Annotated in this window: 17 protein-coding genes; 9 read left to right on the top strand and 8 right to left on the bottom strand. The window is 65.9% G+C overall.

What is annotated here, in order from left to right:
• Positions 1 to 8 precede the first annotated feature (8 nt).
• The 5 genes from ACWPMX_RS07150 to ACWPMX_RS07130 are packed head-to-tail and all read left to right on the top strand — an operon-like array spanning position 9 to position 6,610.
• The gene (locus ACWPMX_RS07150; protein WP_455699344.1) at positions 9 to 710 is read left to right on the top strand and encodes an OmpA family protein; all 702 of its coding nucleotides are present in this window, start codon (positions 9 to 11) and stop codon (positions 708 to 710) included.
• A 17-nt stretch (positions 711 to 727) separates the two neighbouring features.
• Entirely contained in the window at positions 728 to 2,122 is a 1,395-nt protein-coding gene (locus ACWPMX_RS07145; protein WP_455699343.1) for a TolC family protein, read from the top strand.
• A gap of 35 nt (positions 2,123 to 2,157) precedes the next feature.
• Positions 2,158 to 4,290: an ATP-binding cassette domain-containing protein gene (locus tag ACWPMX_RS07140; RefSeq protein WP_455699342.1), complete on the top strand. Its 2,133-nt coding sequence runs from the start codon at positions 2,158 to 2,160 to the stop codon at positions 4,288 to 4,290.
• Positions 4,287 to 5,351 carry a cell wall hydrolase gene (locus ACWPMX_RS07135; protein ID WP_455699341.1) on the top strand — a complete coding sequence of 355 codons (1,065 nt, stop codon included), beginning with the start codon at positions 4,287 to 4,289 and terminating at the stop codon, positions 5,349 to 5,351. The genes ACWPMX_RS07140 and ACWPMX_RS07135 overlap by 4 nt, the downstream gene beginning before the upstream one ends.
• Positions 5,348 to 6,610 (top strand): HlyD family type I secretion periplasmic adaptor subunit, encoded by a 1,263-nt coding sequence (locus ACWPMX_RS07130; protein ID WP_455699340.1) that lies wholly within the window; start codon positions 5,348 to 5,350, stop codon positions 6,608 to 6,610. The genes ACWPMX_RS07135 and ACWPMX_RS07130 overlap by 4 nt, the downstream gene beginning before the upstream one ends.
• A gap of 4 nt (positions 6,611 to 6,614) precedes the next feature.
• Here the strand turns inward: ACWPMX_RS07130 and ACWPMX_RS07125 are convergent, their stop codons facing one another.
• Complete coding sequence (locus tag ACWPMX_RS07125) at positions 6,615 to 7,361, bottom strand: transglutaminase-like cysteine peptidase (RefSeq protein ID WP_455699339.1); 747 nt, start codon at positions 7,359 to 7,361, stop codon at positions 6,615 to 6,617.
• 435 nt (positions 7,362 to 7,796) lie between these two features.
• Here ACWPMX_RS07125 and ACWPMX_RS07120 point away from each other — a divergent pair, with 435 nt between their 5' ends.
• From ACWPMX_RS07120 to ACWPMX_RS07110, 3 genes are all read left to right on the top strand, one after another.
• On the top strand, positions 7,797 to 10,865 hold the full coding sequence (locus tag ACWPMX_RS07120; protein ID WP_455699338.1) for a TonB-dependent receptor plug domain-containing protein: 3,069 nt from the start codon (positions 7,797 to 7,799) through the stop codon (positions 10,863 to 10,865).
• Between the two features lie 79 nt (positions 10,866 to 10,944).
• Positions 10,945 to 12,456, top strand: coding sequence for a permease (locus ACWPMX_RS07115; RefSeq protein ID WP_455699337.1), 1,512 nt, complete (start codon positions 10,945 to 10,947; stop codon positions 12,454 to 12,456).
• On the top strand, positions 12,453 to 13,472 hold the full coding sequence (locus tag ACWPMX_RS07110; protein WP_455699336.1) for a serine hydrolase domain-containing protein: 1,020 nt from the start codon (positions 12,453 to 12,455) through the stop codon (positions 13,470 to 13,472). Before ACWPMX_RS07115 ends, ACWPMX_RS07110 begins: the two co-directional genes overlap by 4 nt.
• On the opposite strand, the gene dacB is transcribed toward ACWPMX_RS07110, so the two are convergent.
• Positions 13,465 to 14,919, bottom strand: a complete 1,455-nt coding sequence (gene dacB / locus ACWPMX_RS07105; RefSeq protein ID WP_455699335.1) for a D-alanyl-D-alanine carboxypeptidase/D-alanyl-D-alanine endopeptidase — start codon at positions 14,917 to 14,919, stop codon at positions 13,465 to 13,467. The genes ACWPMX_RS07110 and dacB overlap by 8 nt on opposite strands.
• A gap of 235 nt (positions 14,920 to 15,154) precedes the next feature.
• Here dacB and ACWPMX_RS07100 point away from each other — a divergent pair, with 235 nt between their 5' ends.
• Positions 15,155 to 16,912, top strand: coding sequence for an amidohydrolase family protein (locus ACWPMX_RS07100; protein ID WP_455699334.1), 1,758 nt, complete (start codon positions 15,155 to 15,157; stop codon positions 16,910 to 16,912).
• Here the strand turns inward: ACWPMX_RS07100 and ACWPMX_RS07095 are convergent.
• From ACWPMX_RS07095 to ACWPMX_RS07070, 6 genes are all read right to left on the bottom strand, one after another.
• Positions 16,909 to 18,471 (bottom strand): N-acyl-D-amino-acid deacylase family protein, encoded by a 1,563-nt coding sequence (locus ACWPMX_RS07095; protein ID WP_455699333.1) that lies wholly within the window; start codon positions 18,469 to 18,471, stop codon positions 16,909 to 16,911. The genes ACWPMX_RS07100 and ACWPMX_RS07095 overlap by 4 nt on opposite strands.
• Positions 18,468 to 19,451 (bottom strand): N-acetyl-D-Glu racemase DgcA, encoded by a 984-nt coding sequence (gene dgcA / locus ACWPMX_RS07090; protein WP_455699332.1) that lies wholly within the window; start codon positions 19,449 to 19,451, stop codon positions 18,468 to 18,470. Before dgcA ends, ACWPMX_RS07095 begins: the two co-directional genes overlap by 4 nt.
• Positions 19,409 to 20,446 carry an N-acetyltransferase DgcN gene (gene dgcN / locus ACWPMX_RS07085; RefSeq protein ID WP_455699331.1) on the bottom strand — a complete coding sequence of 346 codons (1,038 nt, stop codon included), beginning with the start codon at positions 20,444 to 20,446 and terminating at the stop codon, positions 19,409 to 19,411. The genes dgcA and dgcN overlap by 43 nt, the downstream gene beginning before the upstream one ends.
• Positions 20,447 to 20,514: 68 nt before the next feature.
• Complete coding sequence (locus ACWPMX_RS07080; protein ID WP_455699330.1) at positions 20,515 to 21,411, bottom strand: LysR family transcriptional regulator; 897 nt, start codon at positions 21,409 to 21,411, stop codon at positions 20,515 to 20,517.
• Between the two features lie 62 nt (positions 21,412 to 21,473).
• A complete protein-coding gene (locus ACWPMX_RS07075) occupies positions 21,474 to 22,508 on the bottom strand; it encodes a phytase (protein ID WP_455699329.1) in 1,035 nt (344 codons plus the stop codon).
• Positions 22,508 to 24,835 carry a TonB-dependent receptor plug domain-containing protein gene (locus ACWPMX_RS07070; RefSeq protein WP_455699328.1) on the bottom strand — a complete coding sequence of 776 codons (2,328 nt, stop codon included), beginning with the start codon at positions 24,833 to 24,835 and terminating at the stop codon, positions 22,508 to 22,510. Before ACWPMX_RS07070 ends, ACWPMX_RS07075 begins: the two co-directional genes overlap by 1 nt.
• Positions 24,836 to 24,854: the final 19 nt, after the last annotated feature.

Genomic DNA, 24,854 nt, shown 5'->3' with positions numbered 1-24,854 from the left:
GGGAAATCATGACCACAAGGTTTGTTTCAATTGCTGCGATCGCCGCCGCCATGGTGGCGGTTCCGGCACAGGCGCAGGAGAGCTCGCTCGCCGGGCTTGACCTGGGATCGCTGCGAACCGAGATCCAGCAGCGCTACGATGCCGCGCTCGCGCTTTCCGTCGATCCGGCTGTCGTATCGGGCAACGATTCACGGTTCGTGTGGGCCAACGAGGCGAAGGCGCAGTGCGGTATCGCGCTGGGCTATCTCAAATCCTCAACTCGCGACGAAGTCAGCATCGGCAAATGCGAGATGGCGGCCCGCCTGATGAACCGCGTGCCGGCGCCTTACGTCGCGCCGGCTCCGGTGCCCCCGGCACCGCTTCCCGAGGTTTGCAGCAACCGGCTGCCCGGCATAGTGTTCTTCGAATTCGATTCAGCGGCCCTCCCGGCCGATGCGACCCAGACGATTGAGTTCGTCGCGCGCAATGCCGCGGCGTGCAACTGGACCGGGTTCAACGTGATCGGCCACGCCGACCGCGCCGGCAGCAACGCCTACAACAACGGCTTGTCCGAGCAGCGCGCTGCCGCGGTCGCCGCCATGATGTCATCGATGGGCATTGCCCAGTCCGCGATCACCACCGGTGCGCGCGGCGAGGAAGAGCCGCGAGTTCCCACCGAAGATGGGGTCCGCAATCCGCAGAATCGCCGCGTTGAGATCGGCGTTCGGTAACATTTCGAGGGGTTACTATGCGCAAGTACACACTATCGATCGCGACCGCGGTCCTGCTGGCATCTGCCGCTCCGGCCGCGATGGCTCAAGACGCTGGTCCAACGTCGCTTCAGGAAGCCGTCGCAGTGGCGATGAAGGCCAACCCTGAAATCATCCAGGCCCAGATGAACACCGAGGCGATCCAGGCCGAGCGTCGCCAGGCGCAAGGTCTCTACGCCCCGCGCGTCGATCTCGAGGCTTCGGCGGGCATCCGGCGTCTGGAGAACCAGACGCGTCGTACGCTCAACATCGCCGACCAGGAACTGTATCCGCTGGAAGTCGGCGGCGTGGTAGACTGGACCGTGATCGACTTCGGCCGCCGCCGCGGTGAGCTGCTGCGCCAGGCCGCCCGAGTCGACGGCGCTTCGCTGCGCGTGGTGGAGCGGTCGGAGTTCGTCGCGCTGCAAATCGCGCGCCAATATTTCGACGTCCTTCTCCAGCAGCGCGTCTCGGCTGCATCGACCGACAACGTGACCTTCCACCAGATGTTGGTGAGTGACCTTGGCAAGGGCGTGGAACAGGGCTCGATCAGCGTAGCCGATCGCCAGCAGGCCGAAGAACGGCTGCAGTCTGCGCTGGTGCGCCAGACCGAGTCACAGCAGGATTTGCAGGATGCGATGATCAACCTGCAGCGGCTCACCGGCCTCGACATCTCGCAGGTCGTCCTTCCGCCGAACCTGTCAACGGCGCTTCCGCCGAGCCTGGACCAGGCCGTCGGGATCGCGCGCACCAAGCATCCGAAGGTGCGCGAGGCGATGGCCGACGTCGATGCGGCGACTGCCATGGTCAAGTCGGCCGAGGGTGACCTCTATCCGACCGTCGGGATCGAGCTGCGCGGCCGCTACGGCGACGACATAGATGGTTTCCGCGGCGAAACCAACGATCTGCAGGCCCGCGCCGTCATGCGCTGGAACATATTCGACGGCGGTATCAACCGCGCAAAGGTGCAGGAAATGGTCCGCCGCGCGAGCCAGAGCCGCTATCGCCTGCACGAACTGCAGCGCGAGGCCGAGGCCGATGTGCGCACCGCCTGGACGACGATGAACAGCCAGGCCGATATCGTCGGCAAGGTGGAACGGCAGAGCCAAGTCAGCGACGATCTACTGCTGTCCTACCGGAGCCAGTTCAACGTCGGCCGCCGCTCGCTGCTCGACGTGCTCGATGCGCAAAACACCCGCTACAACACGCAGGTGCGCCTCGAAACGTCGCGGTTCTCGCAGCTGTTCGCGCAATATCAGACGCTGGCGGCGACCAATGCCCTGCTCGATGCCCTCCAGATCGCACCGGGGGCGGGCGCGGGAACTTCTGAACGAGAACGGTTCGATTTTGGGCCACCGGCTCCGGCAGAGTTGCAGCGCCGGGTCTATCCCTGACAGGACAGACCGGTCGCACGGAAGCTGGAAGTATGATGATTGAAGGCGAAACGATCGAGGGCGTGGTAGCCGACCCGTTGGTGGAGTGCGTGCGGGAACTTGCGCGGCGGCTGGGGCCGTCGTTCGATGTCGCGCGCCTCGACTACCTTCCGCGCGATCGCGAAGGGCGCTTGCCCGGCCACCAGGCCGAGGCGGCGCTCGAGGTCGCCGAAATCGGTTATGAGCCCCACGTGCGTCAGCGACTGCCGCAACTCGCGTCGGAATATCCCGCGCTGATCGAGTTCGCGCAAGGCGAATTCGCACTCGGGCTCAATGCGCGCGATGGCGACGTGCTGCTGTGGTGGCCGCACGCGGGCGAGCGGTGGGAAAGCCGCAAGGCGCTGAAGTCGCTGCCGATCACCCGCTTCATCTCCGTCTACGGCGATCCCGACAAACAGCGCGCAGACGAGGCGCCGTGGCACGCGAAGGGTCGCGGTCACTGGTTCTGGGGCGAACTGCGCAAGGAACTTCCGGCGTTCACGCCGGTGCTCGTCGCCTCGGTGGTGATCAACCTGCTCGCCGTCGCGCTCCCGCTGTTCTCGATGAACGTCTACGACCGGGTCATTCCGAACCGGGCTCAGGCGACCCTCTGGGTGCTCGCAATCGGCGTGATGGTCGCCTTCGTGTTCGAATTCATGATCCGCCGTGCGCGGACCGAGGTGGTGGACGAGGTCGCTCGCCGGCTCGACCTGAAGCTTTCGCAGAAGATTTTCTCGCGCCTTCTCGCCGCGCCGCTCGACAGCCGCCGCGGCCACACCGGCGCGCTGGCCGCGCGGGTTTCGGAATATGCGACGGTGCGCGACTTCTTTGCCTCGACCACTGTCGTGCTGGTGGTCGACGTGTTCTTCCTGGTCGTGTTCGTCGGCGTCATCGCGATCATCGCAGGCTGGCTGGCGCTGGTCCCGCTGGTGATCATCGCCGCGATGGCGATCGCCGGTTGGGTCCTGCAGAAGCGCGTCGTCGGCGCGGCGCAGGACGCGCAGGCAGACCTTGGCCTGCAACAAACGCTGCTCGTCGAATCGCTGACCGGCATGGAAACCCTCAAGAGCCTCGGCGGCGAGGGCGGTATGATCGGCCGCTGGCGGCGGCTGGCCGAGGTAGGTGTCCATTCGCAGCAGAAGCTGCGGCATATCAACGCGCTCGCGATCGGCCTCTCGCAGAGTTTCCAGCAGGTCTCCTCGGTGGCGCTGGTCGTGGGCGGCTATTACCTGTTTGCCGCCGGGCAGATCACGATGGGCGCGATCATTGCGGTCGTCATGCTTGCCTCGCGCTCGCTGGCACCGGCAGGGCAGATCGCGTTCCTGCTGACGCGCGGGCGGCAGGCGCAGGAGACTCTCGCCAGCATCGAACGCCTGTTCGATGGCGAGGACGAGCGCCGGCGTACCGGTACGCTCGCGCTCAGCGCGATACACCGCCCGACGATCAAGCTCGAGAACGTGGCGTTCAAGTATCCCGACGCAGCGCAATCCGCGCTCGAGGGCTTGAACCTGACAATCGAGCCGGGCGAGCGCGTGGCCGTTGTCGGCCGCGTGGCCTCGGGCAAATCGACGCTCGGCCGGGTGCTGTGCGGCCTCTACGCACCGACCGAAGGCGCAATGTTGGTCGGCGGCCTCGACAGCCGCCAGTATCGACCCCAGCAACTTCGCGAGGCTTTCCGATATGTCGGTCAGGACGCGGCGATCTTCACCGGTTCGGTGAAGGATAACCTGCTGCTCGGTCGCCGCGAAGTAAGCGACGATCGCCTTGTCGAAGCACTGCGTGCAACGGGTGCCGACCAGTTCCTGTCGCGCGACTCCGGCGGCTTCGACCGCGCGGTGGGCGAGGGCGGTCGCTCACTTTCGGGTGGACAGCGCTCGTTCCTGTCGCTTGCGCGCGCGCTCGTGACACCGTGCGAACTGCTGTTCCTCGACGAGCCGACGGGCGCTATGGACGCCCAGACCGAGCAACTATTCGTCGACCGCCTGTCCCATTCCCTGACGGATGGACAGACCCTGGTCATTTCGACCCACCGACCGGCGCTTTTTGCCATCTGCAAGCGCCTGATCGTACTCGACAGCGGTCGTGTTGTTGCCGACGGTCCGATCCAGGACGTGATCGCCCGCTCGGGGCTCGCAGGAAAAACCCAATGACCACGCTTACCATCGACCAATCCCTTGACGCTGCCCGTGGGGCAAGCGCCGATGGCGTGCGCGTTCGGGGACGCTGGATCAAGGGCGGCGGGCTTTTCGCGGTCGTTGCCGGTGCGCTTGGCGCTTCGTCGTTCGTCCCGCCGGAGCAGGCGGCGAGCGCGGCCGTGCCGATCTCGACCGAAGTGCGCGACCAGATCGCGACGATGTCGACCGGCGTCGACCAGCCGCTCCTCGTGACCGGCGACGGCGCGGTCGAGCGCAACGCCCTGATCCCGCTGAGCAAACTGGCTGTCGGGCGTCTGTCCGGCTTCACCGAGATCGGGACAAGCGCTTCAGGCTACTCGACTGCGCTGAAGTGCATGACGCAGGCGATCTACTACGAGGCGGCGAACGAGCCGGAGGCGGGCAAGCGCGGTGTCGCGCAGGTCGTGCTCAATCGGCTGCGCCACCCGGCCTATCCGAATTCGGTCTGCGGCGTGGTTTACGAAGGCGCCAACGCGCGCGTCTGCCAGTTCAGTTTCACCTGCGACGGATCGCTGCTGCGCACGCCGATGGCGCGCCAGTGGAACGAGTCGCGCCGCATCGCCGCCGAGGCGCTCGCAGGTGCGACCGAACCCTCGGTCGGCACTGCGACCAACTACCACGCCGATTACGTCGTGCCGCGCTGGGCGTTCACGCTCGGCAAACTCACGCAGATCGGTCGGCACATCTTTTACCGCTTGCCCGGACGGGTCGGCAGTGAAGGCGCGTTCGGCGATCGATGGACAGGTGTGGAACGCATCCCGCAGCTCGACTTCGGACGTCTACGCGCGGCGCTCGATGCGCGGATCATTGATGAAACCATCCTCGAGCCGACCGAGGCGTTTGTGCCCGGCCTGACGGTTACTCCTCATGAGAGCGATCGCCACTCGCCAGGCGACGTCGGCGGCCGCCTCGACACCACGACGACTTGGCGGATGTCCATCCCGGACCCCGTGCAGATCAGCAACGGCTACAAAAGCACGATCTCGAGCCAGGCGACCGACTCTGCCGGCGCTCCCGCACAGGAGCCCGCCCAGTGACCTGGCGCGAGCGTTACGACAACTGGGATGCCAGCCGCCGCCTGATCGCCGTTTCGGCCCTTGGCTTGCTGCTGCTGCTGGTCTGGGCCGCCTTCGCGCAGGTCGACCAGGTCACGCGGGGGATGGGCAAGGTCATCCCGTCGAGCAAGGCGCAGCTCGTCCAGCCGTCCGAACCAGCAGTCATCAAGGACATTCTCGTTCGCGGCGGGCAGAGTGTGAAGAAGGGCCAGCTCTTGGTCCGGCTCGACGATGCGCAATCGTCATCGGAGCTGGGCCAACTCAAGGCCGAGACCGAGCGGCTCTCGATCCGAGCCGATCGCCTGCAGGGCGAGGCCGGGGGCGGTGCACTGGGCTGCGAAGGGACCGATTGTGCGGACGAACGCCGCCTGCAACAGGTTCGCGTGGCAACCGCGCAATCGCGGCAGAACGCTTTGGGCGCCGCCGTTGAACAACGCCGCCGCGACCTGTCGGAAGCGCAGGCGACCGCCGCTTCGCTCGAGGACAGCGTCCGCCTCGCGCGCGAGCAGGTCAACATGCTCACTCCGCTCGCGGCCAAGGGCATCGTCCCGCAGACCGAGCTGCTGTCAGCGCAGCGCGACCTTGTCGATACACAGGGCCGTCTGGCCGCAGCGCGGCAGGCGGCGGGCCGGGCGGCAGCCTCGATCAATGAGGCGCAGTCGGATCTCAGCGCGGCACGGCTCGATTTCCGGCAACAGGCGCTGACCGAGCGTAGCGAGTTGCAGACCAAGATCGCGGTCAACGAACAGACGATCCGCGGGGCGACCGCCCGGCAGGAGCGCAACGCCCTTCGCGCGCCGAGCGACGGGATCGTCAACGACGTGCAGATCACCACCGTCGGCGGCTTCGTGAACGCAGGCGAAAAGATCATGCAGGTCATCCCAGTGGGCGACAAGCTGCTGGTCGAGGCGCGCATCTCGCCAAGCGACATCGCCTTCATCAAGGTCGGCGACACCGCCAATGTGAAGGTCACCGCCTATGATTTCTCTATCTTCGGGGGGCTGCGCGGAAAGGTCCAGCAGGTCTCCGCAGACAGTATCTTCGATGAAGTCGAGCGGCAGGCCTATTATACGGTACTGATCGAAACCGACCGGTCGTACATCACCAAGGGTGGTCAGCGCCTGCCGATCGTGCCTGGCATGATCTGCGACGTCGAGATCATCACCGGCAGCCGCAGCATCCTGACCTATCTGCTGAAGCCGATCGAGAAGGCATTCGACATGGCGCTTACCGAGCGCTGATGGCTCAGACGCCGTGCAGCCAGCTCGTCTGGCTGCCGAAACTCAGGATCGGACGGTAGTCGTTGCCGGGCGCAGCATCGAGCACTGCGTCGGTCGCATTGTCGAGCATTCGATAGCCGTTCTCGGTCCGTACGATCAGCACCGCGTGGTCCGCATTGCGGACGAGGTCGCGGGCGATCGTCAGGATCATGTCCTCGCGCGGAATGCCGGTGGCGGCGAGAAGCTGCATCTTGGTAAGTGCGATATCCTCGCAATCACCACGGCCGCTTTTGAGGGTGCGGCGAGCACCGGCCCAAAAATCGGCCTTGCCGTACTGGTCGCGGTCCTCGGCGTAGCGGATGCGCTGGTTGACGCTGCGGTTGACGATCGCGAGGGTGTTCTCGCGGTCGGTCGAGACCGATGTCAGAAACGTCCTTACGATCCCCGGAGCAAGCGTTTCGCCGCGAACGCGTTTCCAGTCGCGATCGAAGTTGGTGCGTCCGATGCGGACGCGCTTGCTCGCCAGGAAGTTTTCGGGATCGGTTGCGAGCCCGGCCAAGAGCCCAGGAAGGGCCTCCGCACGGCTTGCGGCAAGTCCCGCGCAGCCCGCGATTGCGGACAGCGAAGCGTCCACACCAAGCGTGAGCTTGGGAATTGAGGCTGACGTACCTGCTATCATGGACTGGCCGGGGGCAGTCGCTCCCGATTGCTGCGAGCGAATTAGGTCGAGCGCACTCGGCGCACCGCCAAGCAAGGCGGCGGTTTTCGTCATCGGAGCAGCCGGCGCAAGGGCCGGCGCCAAGGGCTGCGAAGCGATCGGGCAGCGCGAAACGGCGTCGATAACGACTGGCGCAATTGGGGCGATGACGGCCTCCAGCGCAGCATGGGCAGGGCTGGCGATCGAGGCGAGGCCAAGCGCGGAAAGGGCCGCAACGATGCGGACGGTGCGCTTACGGGCTGACAGGCACTTTTCCATACCGCCCGAAATACGGAGACAGTGTAAGGACAGGCTTTCCAGGCGCGGTTAACGCCGGTGCAACCATTCGGGCCTTTTCGCGGCACCCCTGCGCTGTTTGAGAAGCCTATAGCCACAGGCTATCGCCTATGGTTGTAACATAATTGCCGCACGCTAGGAGAATGCGCCGATACTCTTTCGCGCGACTCAACGGATTGGTATCCGGCACAAAAGCATTTCAGGGGGTTATCCATGCGCGTTTCCACTTCGCTCCGCCTCGCTCTGTTCGCCAGCACTGCTGCCGCAGGTGTCGTGTTCGCCCCCGCTGCCGTAGCCCAGGATGTCGGTGCCGAGGGGGAAGAGGCCACGCCGGCAAGCGATATCGTCGTCACCGGTACGCGCATCGTTCGAGACGGTTACCAGGCGCCGACTCCGCTGACGGTGCTGACCGAACAGGAGATCCAGAACGGGTCGCCGTCGAACAACATCGCCGACTTCGTGAACCAGCTCCCTGCCCTCGCTGGATCGACACGGCCCGCCAACTCGCGCCTGAACATCAGTTCGGGACAGGCGGGCATCAACGCGCTCAATCTGCGCAACTTCGGTGAAACTCGCACGCTGATCCTGCTCGATGGTCGCCGCTCGGTTGCATCGACGATCACTGGCGTCGTCGACATCAATACCATCCCCCAGATGCTGGTGAACCGCGTCGACATCGTGACGGGCGGTGCGTCCGCGTCATACGGTTCGGACGCGGTGGCGGGCGTCGTGAACTTCATCCTCAACAAGGAATTCACCGGCCTGAAGCTGGAGGGCGATGCCGGCATCACGACGTACGGCGACGATTTCAACTATTCGTTCAGCGGCGCGGGCGGACTGTCCTTCGCCGATGGACGTGGCCACCTCATCGTCAGCGGCGAACTCGCCCACACCGACGGGGTCTTCAACACGAACGACCGCGAGTGGAACCAGCGCGGCTACGTACGCATCCAGGATCCGACTTGGGTCAACGGCAGCCCGAACCCGCAGTTCATCACCACGCAACTCCAGATCGGTGCCGCCAACTCGACCCCAGGCGGGTTGATTACCGGCTCGGCGGGGGGCGTGGCGAACCGTCTGCGCGGCACATACTTCGGCGACGGCGGCCAGGTCTTGCAGTACCAATACGGTGCGCTGAGCTTCCCGCTGCCGGCAAACGGCGCTCCGTCGCTTACGCAGGGCGGCTCTTGGCGTGTGAACGATTCGGGTCGGAGGATCGGCCTCGACCCGCGTGACGACCGCAGGGGCGCGTTTGCTCGCCTGAGTTTCGATGTCGCGGACAACGTAACCTTGTTCGGCGAAGCATCGTACAATTGGCAGGAGGTCTATTTCAACGCGGGCCCGAACCTGTCGACCGGCCAGACACTGAGCGCGAGCGGTTGCGGCACTGCCCCCACTGCGGCGAGCGCTCCGATCACGTGCAACGCCTTTCTCTATAACGCCCTCGGCCCGGCAGCGCTGGCCGGAATAACCAGCGTGACGCTGGCGACAACGGCCGCCGACCTTCCGCCCCGGGTCATCAACAACAAGCGCTCGGTGCAACGCTACGTCCTTGGGGCAGAGGGCGATTTCGCGGCCTTCGGCAATGAGGCGCATTGGGATGTCTACGGGCAGTATGGCCGGGCCAAGCTGCACGAGCAGCTCCGCAACATCATGCAGACGGGGCCTGCCGACAATCGCAACAAGCTCGCCAACGCCACGAATGTCGCTTTCGCGCAGGCGGGCAATCCGGGCGGATATGCGGTCGGTTCGATCCAGTGCACGATCAACCTCGATGCCATTACGACCAACAACGATGCCGCGTGTGTCCCGCTCAATCGGCTCGGGATCGGTGTCGCATCTGCAGCTGCGATCGATTACGTTCTCGGTGATCCCTATCGCGATGAGATAGTCGAGCAGACGGTTTTCGGAGCCAATCTGTCGCTGACGCCGTTCGCGACTTGGGCCGGTGACGTGAGCATCGCGGTCGGCGGCGAATATCGCAAGGAACAGATCAAGGGCTTCGTCCCGACCGAATTCCAGCCGGTCTTCACCCGCAACGCGGCGGGCCAAATCGTTCCGCCGCCGACAAACCTGTGGTCGGTGGGTAACTACCTGCCAAGCAACGGGTCGTTTACCGTCAAGGAGGCGTATCTTGAAGCAGCCGTGCCGCTGGGCTTCGGCCTGGACGTCAATGGCGCGGTGCGCGCGACGGATTATTCCACTTCGGGTTACGTCACGACATGGCGTCTCGGCGCGACTTGGTCGCCGATCGACGATTTCCGCCTGCGGGCGACCCGGTCGCGCGATATTCGTGCGCCCAACCTCAACGAACTGTTCGCCGCCGGTTCTGCCAACAGCGATTCGGTGCGCAACCCGTTCTACAACGCCACCACCGGTACCGCCTCGCCGCTCAATGGGGTCTCTTACAACACGGCGACGATCGGCTATTCGGGATTCTCGGCCGGTAACCCCAACCTGCGCCCGGAGAAGGCCGACACGTGGAACGTTGGCGGTGTCATCACACCCCGCTTCCTGCCCGGGTTCAGCGCCTCGGCCGATTGGTTCCGCATCGACATGGACGGCGCGATCGATTCGATCAGCGCCCAGAGCGCAGTCGACCTCTGCTTCCAGGGTAGTGCCGAGACTTGCGCCCTGATCATCCAGGATCCGGCCAACGCGGCGCGCATCCTCGTGACAACAACTCCCTTCAACTTCCAGCGCCGGCTGGTGAAGGGCATCGACTTCGAAGCGACCTATCGCACAGGACTCGAAAGCCTGTTCGCCGGTTCGAATGCGGCGCTCACTCTTCGCGGACTCGCCACGAAGTATCTCAAGAATATCGTGGACACCGGGATCACAACCTCGGCGATCCTGAATACGGTCGGCGTCAACGGTGGACAGTTCTCGACCCCGAACTGGATTTTCCGGTTCAGCGCGACCGTCGACACCCCGGACTATGCGATCTCGGGCGTCGCGCGTGGAGTAAGCAAAGGTCTGTACGCCGCCAACGGTATCGAGTGTGCGCCTGGCACCTGTCCGACCAACCGGACTGCGGCCGAAGCGTCGGCATTCCCGACCTACGACAACAATCGGGTGAAGGGGACGCTCTACTTCGACCTCAACACCACGTTCAAGTTCGACACCTTCGGCGACAAGCGCGGCGAGTTCTTCGTCAACGTGACCAACGTGTTCAACTCGACCCCGCTGCTCCTGCCGGAGACCGGGCTTGCCGCGAACAGCACGTTCAGCGACCTGCTAGGCCGCACTTTCCGGGCCGGTGTCCGACTGAACCTGCGCTGATATCGGTGCGGACGGCGCGAGAGTGCTCGCGCCGTCCGTCCGATCGCCTTAGGCACGGCGTGTGAATGCATCCACTGCCTTGGACAGTCCGGCAATCGCCGGGACACTGACGAAGCGCCGCATCCAAGCATTGTACCTGCTGCTCGGCTTTTCCGCCGGGCTGCCGTTCTACATGTTCAACGCGGTACTCACGCTGCGGCTGTCGCAGCACGGGATCGACATCGCGATCGTCGGCTTCTTCGCGTGGATTGCTCTGCTGCCGACCTTCAAGTTCCTCTGGGCGCCGCTGCTCGAGCGGTTCGACGTGCCGGGCTTCACGCGGTTCTGGGGGAGGCGGAAAGGCTGGCTGATGCTGGCACAGCTCGGCATCGTCACTTCCATGATCGGCATGGCGGCGACCGCGGACGACGCGAGCCTGCCGCTCACTGCGCTGTTCGCGGTGACGCTGGCGTTCTGGACAACCACGCTGGAGGTCGCCGCCGACGGCTGGCGCATTGAACTCGCGCCGACCCAAGCGGAGCAGGGACCGGTCGTCGCGGCGAATCTGTGGGGCTATCGGAGCGCAATGGTCGCGGCAGGCAGCGGGGCGGCTTTCGTGGCAGCGCGGGCGGATTGGCCGGCAGCCTATCTCGCCATCGCGGTCCTTGCATTCCTGCCGTTTCCGATCCTCGTGGCGATGCGGCGCGAAGAGGGCGCGGACGCCTCGCGCTTCTCGGCGCTGCTTGGCGGACTGGGGGCGAGCGTAGCCCTGCTTGTTTCAGTGACAGTCTTCACCGCGGTGGTGGGCTGGGCCGCGCTAGGGGCCGCCGCGGCAGCTGGCATCACCTCCGACAGCAACGTCACGCCGTGGGTGCTGGCGATTTGCATGGTGCCGTTCGTGGCACTCGCATTCGCCCTGCCGCGCATCCGGCGGATGACTGCCGAGGCACCGCTGCGCCGCTCGCCGGCACTTGGGCCGTACGTCGACATCTTCTGGCGCTTCGGCTTCGGCACGCTCGTCGTGCTTGCGTTCGTCTCGCTCTACCGGGTGGGTGACGTACTGGCGCTGACCTTGTCACATCCGTTGTGGAACGAGCGCGGCTATTCGCTCGACCAGATCGGTATCGCCGACGGGTTCGTGGCGCTGCCCGCGAGCATGATCGGCGTCGCGCTCGGCGGATGGCTGGCAGCGAAGTGGCCACTCGGGCGCATACTGGCAGCCGGAGCCGTGCTCGCCGCGCTGGGCAACTTCGTCTACGCGTGGTTGTGGTGGAGCGCGGCCGAGGGCTGGGTGCTCTACAGCTCGGTCGCGCTCGACCAGTTCGGCAACGGCTTCGCGGGAACGGTCTTCGTGGTCTACCTGTCGATGCTGGTGAACCCGCGCTACCCGGCGGCGCAGTATGCGTTTCTGTCGGGCTTCGCGTTCCTCCTCGCGCGGCTGCTCGCGGGCGCATCGGGGACAATGGAGAAGGCGATCGGCTATGACGGGTTCTTTATCCTCAGCGGCGTGCTGAGCCTCGCTGCGGTTGTGCTAATCCCGTTCATCGCCCGCATTCGCGCCCGCGAGCCGGACGAAAGTGTGGTGACGCCCGACAGCGTGTTCGGCGCATGATCGACGAGGTCGCCCGCCGCGCTTTCATCCATGCCGCCGAGGCTGTTGGCAGCGAGGCCATACCGGGCGCGACGCTGGGCATCGTGACGGCAAGCGGCGATCGCGCCGTGCTCATGGACGGGTTTGCCGCAATCCAGCCCGACCGCGAGCCGTTGACCCGCGAACACTGGTTCGATCTTGCCTCGGTCAGCAAGGTCATCGCCACGACCTCGATGATCCTGGAGCTCGCCGAGGCCGGCCGCATCGATCTCGATAGCTTTCTCACCACCGCCATCCCCGACCTGCGGCAGTACGACGAAGTCGGCGCGACCGAGCGGCGGCTTACTTTTCGCGACTGTCTCGCGCACCTGACGTCGTTGCCTGCTGTCCATCCGATCTACACTTACGGCAACGATCCGGATACGCTGCGAGCTTTCGTGTTGCAGCGCGACTGGCCGAAGGGGCCCTCGGTCTACTCCGACATCAATTTCATCCTGCTCGGCATCGCGATCGAGCGGGTGACGGGGCGCTCCTTGCGCGACTGGCCTCTGGGAGATGGCCTGACTTACGGCCCGGCGCCGGGACCCGCTGTAGCGACCGAGCGATGTAGTTGGCGCGGCCGTGTGATGCAGGGCGAGGTGCACGACGAAAACTGTTTCGCGCTCGGCGGAGCGACCGGCCATGCGGGTCTGTTCGGCACCGTCGACGGGGTTCTCGACTTCGCGCAGGGACTGCTCGATGGCACCGGCGCCAGCGCATTCGTGCGAGATAATATCCGCACCCCGCACGGCGAAGAGCGCACCCTCGGTTGGGAGCGCCGCTTCCCGGGGTGGCAGGGGGGAGAGGCGTGCTCGGCAGACACGATCGGGCACACCGGTTTCACCGGGACAGGGCTCTGGGTCGATTTCGAGCGCGGCCTCGCGTGGACGCTGCTCACCAACCGCGTGCATCCCACGCGCCATGTCGACAACGGCATCTTCGAATTGCGGCCGGCAACGGGCGATGCGGTGATCGCGGCATTCGACGCGCTCAGTTAGCGGCGGCGATTGCCAGCAGGGCGCGGTCCATGAACTGCGTGGCGCGCACATCCTCCGGCACATCGTTGGCGTAAGCCGCAAAGGTCAGCGTCCGTCCGCTCGCCGCGGTCATGTACCCGGCGAGGGCGTTGGTCGCGTTGAGCGTACCGGTCTTGGCGAACAGCTTTCCGTTGAGGGCACTGTCCGCCGGGAAACGGCGGGCAAGGGTGCCGTCCTTGCCGCCTACAGGCAGCGTCTCGCGAAAAGCCGCGCCCCACGGTTGCCGGGCAATCCAGCGCAGCAGTGTCGTCATCCCGCGGGGACTGACGCGGTTGTAAGTCGACATGCCCGATCCGTCCGACAGGCTTACCGCATTCCGGGCTACACCTGCCTCGTCGAGCATGGCGCGGATTACAGCGTGCCCGTCCGCAAGCGAGCCGGTCCCACGAATGCGCCCGAGCCGATGCAGCAGCAATTCCGCGTGGAGGTTCTGGCTGACCTTGTTCACCTGGGTCACGTCGTCCTGCAATGGCCCCGGCTCTAGAGTGGCGAGCGAAGGCAGGTCCGGCGCATTTAGAATGGCGTTGGAGTCGCGCTTTTTCGGATCGTCGATTGGCATCAGGGGCCGATGGCGCGAGACAGCCTCGCCCGTCACCTTCACGCCGCGCGCCCGCAACATGCCCGCAAGGCGCCACGCGGCATAGTGCGCGGGATCGTCCACCCCAAGCTGGAGTACTTCGGGCTTTGCGTCCGCCCCGATCGTGCCGCTGAGCACGAGTTCGCGGCCGTTGGGCGCGCGATCGAATTCGAGTTCCTCCTTGTCGCCCGCGACGGTCACCGCATGGTTCGCGACCGTGTAGTAGCCGGGAAGGGCAATCGCGGGGGTGGTTCCGATCGCTCCGGGAGTGACGGTCGCATGAATCTCGTTGTCGTCGATCGTCAGCGCCGAAATGCCGGTCCCGGAATCGGTCGGAATGTTGTTCCAGCTCATCCCCGGGCTCCACCGCTGATCGGGGAACAGGGTGTCGTCGCCGATCACCGAGTGCACGGTTTTGGTCCTTGCCGCGACGGCATCGGCGAGCGTGGCCAAGCAATTCGTCGTGCAATCCGGTGCCGCCGACATACGGGCGTCGCCGCGTCCCTCCAGAACGACGTTCGGCACCCGCCCACGGTCAGAAGCCTCGAGCCGGACCCGCGCGCCGCCGTTGCCTGCCTCTGGCAGTTCGCCCCGTGACATCGCCCACATCGTCGCCGCTGTTGTGAAGAGCTTGGTGTTGGAGGCCGGGATGAACCGGTCCTCGGGATCGATTGCAACGATCTCGCGGCCGCTGTCGTCGACAACGACGAGGCCCCATCGCGTCCCCGGTCCGGCTTCGGCGAGGATCGCGGGCGCTCCGCCGTCGCCTTGCGCGAAAGCCGGTGTCGCGAGGAGCAGGAGCGGGGCGAGGGCGGGGAGGAAGATACGCATCGGCGCGGAGACTATCGCACGCCGGTCCCATGGCAAGCAGTGCGCATTCCAAGCCTTGGCTTACGCATAACCCGCGGGCAATCGAGGGGTTCGGCAGGGGTTGTCGGCCCCCCGCGACCCCTGCACAAGGCTGGCGATGAGCCGGACGCCACGCATTCGTTCCGGGCTGCTCGCGGCCCTTTCCGCGACGCTGCTTGCGGCCGCACCCCATTCCCCAATTTACGCGGAGGACGCGATGCTGATCCAGGGAGCCCGCGTATTCGACGGCACCGGCGCAAAGGCGAAAGTTGCCGACGTGCTGGTCGAGGGAGAACGGATCGTTGCGGTGGGCAAGAACCTCTCCGCACCCGCGGGGACGACACGCATAGACGGTCGCGGCAAGACGCTGATCCCTGGCCTCTACGACCTCCACACGCACACCCGCTCGCCCGCCTACAACGCGCCAGAGGACCTGCCCAAGGCGTGGGCGGGTTACCTCCTCTCGGGCGTTACGACTATCAACGATTTCTCGGTCTCGGGCGAGATGATCGGACCGATCCGCGAGCTGACGGGGCCCGGCGGCTTTTTCGCGCCGCACCTCAACCAGGCGATCCGCTTCGGCGTCCCGGGCGGTCATGGCACCGAATACGGCTGGGGCAGCTTCTTCACGATGCAGACCACCACCGCGCGCGCCGCGCACGCCCTGATGCCGCGCGCGCTGGCCTACGACCCCGACCTGATCAAGGTATTCGCCGACGGCTGGCGCTATGGCCGCGATCCGGACATCAACTCGATGAACGAGAGCACGCTCTCCGCCATCGTCGAGGATGCGCACGCGGCGGGCAAGCCCGTGATCACGCACACCGTGACGCTCGAAGGCGCGAAGGTCGCTGCGGCGGCGGGGGTCGATGCGGTCGGCCACGGCGTTGGCGATGCGCTGATCGACGACGAACTGATCGGCTTGATGCGCAAGAAGGGCACTGCCTATATCGCGACGCTGGTGGTTTACGAGCCCCAGGAAGCCCGCCAGTTGAGCGAGGCCGAACTCGGGAGGTTGAGCGCTGGCGAGCGGGCCGATGCAGCGCGGCGCTTGGGCGGCGACATTCCCGAATACGATAGCCAGCGTTGGCAGATCATGCGCAGCAATATCGGGCGGCTCAGGAAGGCGGGCATCCCGATCGGCGTCGGTTCGGACGCGGGCATCGGCGGGGTCTATCACGGGCAAAGCGCGGTGCGCGAACTGTGGTGGCTCGCCCAGTTGGGCCTGACACCTGCCGAAGCGCTGGTCGCAGGCACGCGGGCAAGCGCGGAAATCATCAACGTCGATGGCGACCGCGGCACGATCGCGCCGGGCAAGCGCGCCGATCTCGTGCTGATCGACGGCGAGCCCGACCGCCGGATCGACGACATCTGGAAGGTCGCGCGGGTCTGGCAGAGCGGACGCGAGATGCCGCTGGGCGAACTCAAGGCATTCCGAGAGGCCGCGACGACTCCGCTTCCGTCCGAGAAGATGACCGGTCCCGTGCTGAGCCAGGCGCGGGCGGATGGACGTACCGATCTCGATACGCTGCCGGTCGCCACTACCGATCCCGGCACCGATCACTCGCACCTCATCTCGCTCGACAAGCCGGGCGGCAAGCCGCACTTCCTCGCCGCGCAGATGGGTGCCGCGCCGCGTCCCTACGTGCAATGGGTGGTGCCGCTCACGCGGGGTCCCATCAAGATTGCCGATGCCACCGGATTCGCAGGCATCGAGCTGGTCGTAAAGGGTGTGGGTGACTACCGCATGGTGATCGAAAGCTACGGCCTCGACGGCAGCGACTGGTTCGCCGCACCGTTCTCGCCGGGCGATACCGAAGCGAAGATCCGCTTGCCGTTTGCCGGATTCAAGAGCGCGGACGACGCGGCCCGGCTCGACCTGTCGCAGCTTCGCGCCTTGCGGGTGCAGCTGTCGGGGAGGACCGGTGGAACTGCGTCGCTCGAGGTCGGCGCGATCCGCTTCTACCGCAACTAGCCGGGGCACAATCCCGGCGGCGGGCGGTGGCGGAGCGCCTGCCCCGCCGCGATGCCCGTCATTGCGCCGTTCTCGACCGCTAGCTTGCCGTTGACAATCACAGCGCGCATCCCGCTCGCTGTGCGCTCGGGTTCTTCGTATGTCGCGTTGGCCGCGTAGTTCGCGGGATCGAACACCGCGATGTCGGCGAAGTTTCCGGCCCTGATCCGCCCGCGATCCGTCAGGCCGAGGAAATCGGCGGTAACTGACGTGCTGCGATCAATGAAGTCGCGGACACTCAGCGCGCCGCGTTCCCTGACATAGACCGCGTACTTGCGCGCGAAGCTGCCGTAGACGCGGGGGTGGCCGGTCGAGGCATCTGAGCCGGTCATCGTCCACGGCTGGCGCATGAACGTGACGATGTCGCGTTCATCCATGTTGAAGCTGACGACGGCAACGTCGGCCTCGCGGATGACCGCTATTGCGGCCGAGATCGGGTCGGCGCCAGTGGCGGCAGCGATCTCGCTCAGGCGCTTGCCCTTCCAACGGCCCTCGACGACCAGCAGGCTCGCCGGCCCGCCGCGGCGGCGGAGGTTCTCGGCCATCCCCTCGCGCAGGCGCACGGTCTGCGCCGGCTCCACGAGCCGGGCGAGCATCGCATCGCGCCCTCCGTCGAGGGCCCATAGCGGCACCAGCGATGCGACCATACTCGTGCCGCTCGCCTCCCACGGATACTGGCTCGCGCTCACGTCCAGTCCAGCCGCGCGCGCCGCGTCGATCTTCGCGACGATCGCGGGGGCGGTGCCCCGGACCGCGGTTCCGAGCGCCTTGATGTGCGAGATGTGAACCGGCAGCCGCGCGGCGCGCGCAATAGCGATCGTCTCGTCGACGGCGGCGGAAAGGCCGATGGTGTAATCGGATTCGTCGCGCAAATGGGTGTCGTAGACGCCGCCGAATTCGCCCGCGACAAGGGCAAGCGCGATCACCTCTGCCGTTTCGGAAAAGCTTTGCGGGGCGTAGAACAGCCCGGTCGACAAGCCGAGCGCGCCTTCGCACATCGCACTGCGGACGAGCGCCTTCTCGCGCGTCAGTTCTTCGGCGGTCGGTGCGCGTTTGGCCTCTCCGATCACGGCCTCGCGGATGGTGCCGAAGCCGGTGAAGGCAGCGAAATTGATCCCGACCGGCTTCGCGACGCTACCGTCGAGCAGTTTGCCGACCTCGATCGGCCCGCCGCCGTCGTTACCGATCACCGCGGTCGTGACGCCCTGGAGCAGGAACGGCTCGACTAGCCGCCGTCTGGCGTCGTCGCTCGCGAGCCACCCGGTCATGTGGGTGTGCGGGTCGATGAAACCGGGAGCCACTATCATCCCGCGCGCGTCGATCGTTCGGGCGGCGTCGACACGCAGGTTCGGGCCGACGGCGACGATTCGATCTCCGCGCACTGCCACGTCGCCGGTGAACGCCTCGTCGCCTCCGGGATAAACGGTGCCGCCTTTAATCAGGAGGTCGACGTTGACCGGCGCGACCGTGGCGCATGAGGCCAACAGCGTTGCGAGCAGCCCGATCGCGACCTGTCTCAACCCCAGAAACCCTCCGCCGGCGGGTGCATCACGCCGCCGCTTTCGCGAACCCCGCCCGCGCGGTCCTCGGCCAGCCACAGCGGCCCGTCAAGGTCGGCCCAGTCGGCCATCCGCGCGATATGGAGCGCGGGCGCAATCCCGAGCGAGGAACAGACCATGCAGCCGCTCATAAGCCCCAATCCGCGCGCGCGCGCCGCCTGCGCCAGCTCCAGTGCGGCGGTCAGCCCGCCGGTCTTGTCGAGCTTCACGTTGATCGCCTGGTAGCGCGCCGCCACTGCATCGAGCTCAGCGGCCGTGTGCACCGATTCGTCGGCGCAGATCGGCACCGGGCCGCGATACCCGGCCAGCCAGCCGTCAGCCTCGGAGGGGCACGGCTGTTCGAGTACGCTCACCCTGCATTCGGCGAGTACAGGCATCGCTTTGCGAACCAGTGCCTCGTCCCAGCTTTCGTTGGGATCGACGATCAGCGCTGCATCGGGCGCAGCGGTACGGACGGCACGGATCATCGCTAACGGATCGGTGGCATCGACCTTGATCTTGATCAAAGGGGCCGAGGCGATCCCGGCAGCGTCGGCCGCCATCGCTTCGGGTGTGTCGATCACGACGGTGAGCGCGGTTGGCAGCGGAGCGGGGGCGGGGGCGCCGATCAGGTTCGCCACCGTCTTTCCAGCCAGCTTCGCCTCGAGATCCCAGAGCGCGCAGTCGACCGCGTTGCGGGCCGCTCCCGCGCGCATCAGCGCCAGCAGGGCGAAACGATCTGTGCCATCCTCGATGGCAATGCGTGTCGCTTCTATCTCGGCCAGCGACCCCTCGATGCTCTCGCCGTAACGGGGGTAGGGCACACCTTCGCCGCGTCCGGTCGCGCCGTCATGCGAAATCTCGACCGTGACGACCTCGGCTGCGGTCTTGACACCGCGCGAGATACGGAACGGTCGGTTCAGCGCGAAGCGGTCGGCGCGGGCTCGGAACGTTCGTGGCACAGCAGCTTGTCGACGATGACATCCACCCCGAATCGGTATGGATCGGTGCAGGGCAAGCCCAGCAGGTGCCCGGTCTCGCCGCACATCCGCCGGGCCTCATCTTCCGAGTAGGCGGAGGTGTTGAGGCACACGCCCGCGGAACGGACCTTGCGGCTGGTCAGTCGTGCGACCTGCAAGTTTGCGGCAAGGCACTCGGCCAGACCCGGCATCGGGTAGTGAGGCAAGTGGCGCATGTGGGGCCGCGACGGATCGTGACATAGCACCAGCACTTCGGCCTGCGCCCCGTGGAGAAGGCCGGTCGATACCCCCGCGAACGAGGGATGGAACAACGAGCCCTGCCCCTCGATCACATCCCAGCCGTCGTCGGCCCGCGCGGGCGCAAGTCGCTCGATCGCGCCCGAAATGAAATCTGCCACCACCGCGTCGAGCGGAATGCCGCCGCCTGCAATCAGGATGCCGGTCTGCCCAGTGGCACGGAAGTCGGCTGCAGCGCCGCGCTTGCGCAGGCCGTCGACCAGAGCGAGCGAGGCGTACATCTTGCCGACCGAGCAATCGGTGCCGACGGTCAGCAGCCGGTGTCCGGTGCGCGGCTTGCCGTTGCCGACGTCGAGGTCCGCCGGCGGATCGCGCACGTCGAACAGTGAAAGACCCTTCGCCGCGGCCAAGTCGACGAGTTCGGGCACTTCGCGAAGGCGCTGATGCAGACCCGAAGCTACGTTGAGACCGGCCTCCAGCGCCGCCATCGCATCGGCGACGAGCGTTGGGCTCATCACACCGCCCGCGTTGGCAATGCCGAGGACCAGCGTTCGAGCGCCAGCGGCCGCCCCTTCCGCGATGGTCATGCGCGGCAGGTCGAGCGTAAGCGGACAATCGTCGTGCCGGAATTCGCCGACGCAGTCGTCGCGGCGGAATTCTGCAAGCCCGCGCGAGGTCTTGATCGCGACCGGATCGGTCGTGCTGCCGAGATAGAGCAGGAATGGCGCTTGGATGTTCACCCGAGCTTGCTACACCGCCCCACCCGATGCGGGAAACGAGATGCGCGGCGGCGGGGCATAACCGGGAGTTATGCGGGGCCCGAACGCGCTTCGATCGTATCTGCGAGTCCCTTGAGAAATTCGGTAGCGAGGCCCGATGGTGGACGCTCCAGCAGATACATCGCGTTGATGTCGAACGTCAGGCGCGAGCGGAGCGGCCGCATCGCGAGGCCCGGGGCGAGCGAGGCGCGCGCGGTCAGGTTGTCGACCACGGTCATTCCCACACCGAGCTGAACGAGCGCGGTAGCGATGTGGAACGTCCGCGCGGAGACCACCTCGTCAAGCTCGATCCCCAGCCGCTGGACCTCAGCTGAGAAGAGCGTGCCGACGGGGCCGCTGGCGGCGAGGCTGATGAGGGGGCGTCCGGCAAGGTCTTCCAGCGCGATGCGCGAGGGGGCATCCGGCATGTCCTCCTCGCGGTAGAGCACTACGAGTTCGCCCGCTCCGAGCCAGTGTCGCCCGAGCGGCGCGCCTGGCGGCACCTCGTAGGCGACGGCGATGTCGGTCTCACGCTCGTATAGCTTGCGCAGCAAATCGGCGTGGTGGACCGTCTGCAAGTCGAAGCGGGTGTCGCGATGACGCCGCATGAAGGTTGCGACCGTGACCGGCAGCGCGTCGAGCGCGATCGAGGGCAGGGCGGAGATGCGCAGCAACGAACCCGCGCCGCGCTTCAGGTTGCGGCTCGCCTCGCGCAGGGCATAGACCCTGTCCTGGATCTCGGCGACTTCGGCGAACAGCGCGTGCGCGTCTTCAGTGGGCACCAGCCTGCCGCCCGAGCGGTCGAACAGCGGAAAGCCGAGCAGCGATTCCGCATGACGCAGGACCTTGGAAACCGAAGGCTGCGACACATTGAGTACGCGTGCCGCCGCGCTGACCGATCCATTGACATAGACCGCATGGAAGACTTCGATATGGCGCAGGTTCATTGCCGCCACGATGGCGAAGGCCGCGGCTCACGCCAAGCGGCAATCGCCATCGAGGGCCTGCTTTATTGCGTATCCCGAAGCCCCAGCGTCTCACGAACCTTGCGCCAGGAAACCAGCTTGAAGTTCTGCGCTGCGGGCGCGTTCACGCCGTCCTGCACGACCACGAGACCATCCGGGTAAGCCGGCCCGAAATCGCCGAGCGCGGCTTCGATCCCGTCGGTTTCCTCGGTCGCGCCGACGATGCCGGCGCTTACGCAGAACCGCCCCGCGGGTTCCAGGCCGGGAAGGCGGTAGAGCGCATAGGCATTGTCGCCCTGGCTCGACGCGATCAGCCAGCCGCCAGTCGCGCCTTGGGGAGCAAGCGCAAGTCCTTCGACATCGGCGACAAGTTGCTGCCCGTCGGTCGGCGCGGCGAGTGTGCCGGTGGTGCTTGCGCCGGTTCGTGCATCGAAGCGCCATATGCCGACGTCTTCCTCACCGACGAATAACGTGCCGGTGCGCGGATCGACTACGCATCCTTCGGTCTGCGTCGCCAGCTTGAGCGAGCGCACGACCGTACCGCGGGGGGCGCCTGCGTCGAGATCGATCAGGACCTGGTGGATGTCGCCCGGCTTGAGGACCGAAAACGCATAGAGCGTGCTGCCATCTTGCCACAGGCACACGCCATAGGCCTCGCCCGCACCGCCGGTCACTGCGCCGAGCGGAGCCAAGCGCCCGGTGCCCGTGTCGAGCCGGTACAGCCGCAGTCTGGCCTGCGCGAGGTCGTTGCGATCGCTCGCGACCACGAGGACGGTGCCGTCGGAAAGCGACACCAAGTCGACGTTGTTGAGCAGCCCGCCCGGTTCGAAATGACGCACCCTGCCGTCGAGACCGTAGACGTAGAGTCCGGCCTTCTTGTCGGTGGCGACGATCAGGCTGGCGGCGGGGTCGGCGGCATTGCGCCAGATCGCCGGGTCATCCGCCGCGTCCTGCGCGGCGGTTCCGACCGGAACGGTCTCTCCCGATGCGGTGATCGGGACGGCTGGCAGCGAAGGCGGTGGCACCGTGGCGCAGCCCGCAAGCAGGCTGCACCCGGCGATCGTGGCAAGTCGGCGCATCAGAAGGCGAACCGGCCGATGACCTGGAATACGGGCCCTGCGCGCTCGCTCTCCTGCTCATATTCGTCGAAGTCCCGCGCGATCTGGTCGGCGATGGTCGTGAACTTGTTGAACGCCTCGCGCTTCTTTCCGTCGAGCAGGTTAGATCCCACGGCCCGCAAGGTAATCGAGTCGCCGAAGCGCTTTTCGACGAACACTTCGAGGTCGCCGCCATAGGTGGTGGTGATTTCCTCGCCGATCAGTCGATCGAATGCCGGGCCTTGCTTGCGGTATGTGGCGCCGAACGCTGCACCCATGCGGCGCAGGTTCTGGATCATCCCGAAGTTGTAGACGTACTTCGACTGTCCATTGAACCGCCTCGTGCCGAACACGTCGTCGATTTCGCTGTCGATCAACGACAGGTTGCCGAACACGCCCGTGTCGCGAAGGCCGATGAAGCCGAGGTCGGCCGAGAGGTCGAATTCTATCCCGCGCACTTCTCCGTCGCCGGTATTCTGCGGCTGGAGCACGAAGGTGCCCGCGCCTTCCGATCCGACAACCCCGGTGTTGGTGAGTTCGACCACGTTCTCGATCTTGCGGTAGAACAGGTTAACTCCGATCACGCCCGAGCGGCCGAGGCGGTGTTCGTACCCGAGGTCGGCGCCCCACGCCTTTTCCGGCGCAAGCAGCGGATTGCCGCGGAAATCGTTGTCGCCATATTCGGCGAGCAGCAGGACCGGCGAAAGGTAACCGAAGCGCGGACGGCGGACGGTGCGCGCGGCCGACGCGGTGATCCGCCCGTTCCCAATGTCGAATTTCAGCGAAGCGGATGGGAGCAGGGCGTCGTAATCGACTTCGGTCAACTGGTTCGCTGCTGCGACCGTCAGGTCGTCGATCGAGACATCGGTATTTTCCCATCGAACACCTGCCTCGAACGAGAGGCCTCCGCTTTTGCCTTCGATCAGGGCGAACAGGTCCTTGCGGGTTTCGCCGATGGTGCTGAGGCCGCCGGGTGCAGACGTAATCGTGCCCGGCGTTGTCACGAAGGCGTCCGGCGAGTCGCGGAACTGGTCATAGCCGTTGCGATCCGCTGCGGTCAGGTTGCGGCGGTTGCGGGTGGCGGTGTTGTCGCGGATGTCGCTGTCGCGGTCCTTGTCCTGGTAGAAGCCGCCGATCGCGAATGTGGTTTCTCCGCCGAGCGGAAAGGCGTGCTCGATCTCCGCGCTCAGTTCCTCGTCGACGATGTCGCTGAATATCAGGTCGGCCGTGAGGCGAGGCGCGGCTCGGTCGAAATCGACCTCGTTCTCGAACTCGTCGCGATGGTCGTCGAAGCGCGCGTATCCGGCCTTGAGCTTGGTTTCGCCCAGGCTCCATTCGTGACTAAGCTTGCTGCCGACGCTCCAGTTCTCCTGCTCGATCTTCGCGAGGTTGTGGTTGTCGGTCAGCAGGTTGCCCGGCACCGCGCGGCGCACCGGGCCGGTGATCGCGGTGGGGTCGTTGTATTCGAAGCTGCGTTCGTCTTCGGTCCGGTTGGTGTGGACGAAGTTGCCAGCCAACTCGAACTTGGTGGTTCCGCTGTCGATCCCCCAGCTGGCGTTGGCCGCATAGTCGAACCCGTCGCGAACGTCCGACTGGTCCTCTCGATTGTCGAAATCCTGCGTTGCGAAATCGGCGTTGTTCTCGGGCGAATCCGAGTAGCGCAGGCTGCTCTTCTGCTTGGGGTTGTAGCGTCCCTGTACGTTGAGGCCGAACAGCACACGGCCCGGTCCGAGCGCGCCGCCGTAATAGAAGCCTGCGGTCGGCTTGATCGCGCCGTCATCGAAGCCGAGCCCGCCGGCACGGAAGTAGCCGCCGTCGAGCGTGAAGGCATCGCGCAGGACGATGTTCAGCGTACCAGCCACCGCGTCGCCCGTGCGGCGGGCCGACGAGGAACGGACGATCTCGACCTGCTTCACCAGTTCGGCCGGAATGCGGTCGAGGAAAAACGACCGGTCGACGTTCGATCCGGGGACCTTTTCACCGTTGATCAGAATCTGGGTGTATCCGGGATCGAGGCCGCGCAGCCGCGCGCCGTCGCTTTCGATGACGTCGGACAGGAACGTGACCGAAGGGACCCGCTTCATCGCGTCGCCCGCGGTCAGCGGTTCGAAGCGCTGGAAGTATTCCTCGTCGTAGACCAGCACCGGCTCGGCGTCGTCGGAGCGGTTGCGGTAGCCGATATCGCCCTGGACTACGATCTCGCGGCTCGTCCGGATTTCGCCAGGCGCATCTTCTTCGTTTGTCTCGTCGGCGGCGGAAGCGGGAACGGCCAGTGCCATCAGACTGGCACCGCACAGAAGTCGAATCATCGTCGTATTACCCCTCATT

It is taken from the genome of Tsuneonella sp. HG094 (genome assembly GCF_053819285.1).
The sequence above is the reverse complement of the archived record's forward strand: the minus strand, read 5'-3'. Positions and strand labels throughout refer to the sequence as shown.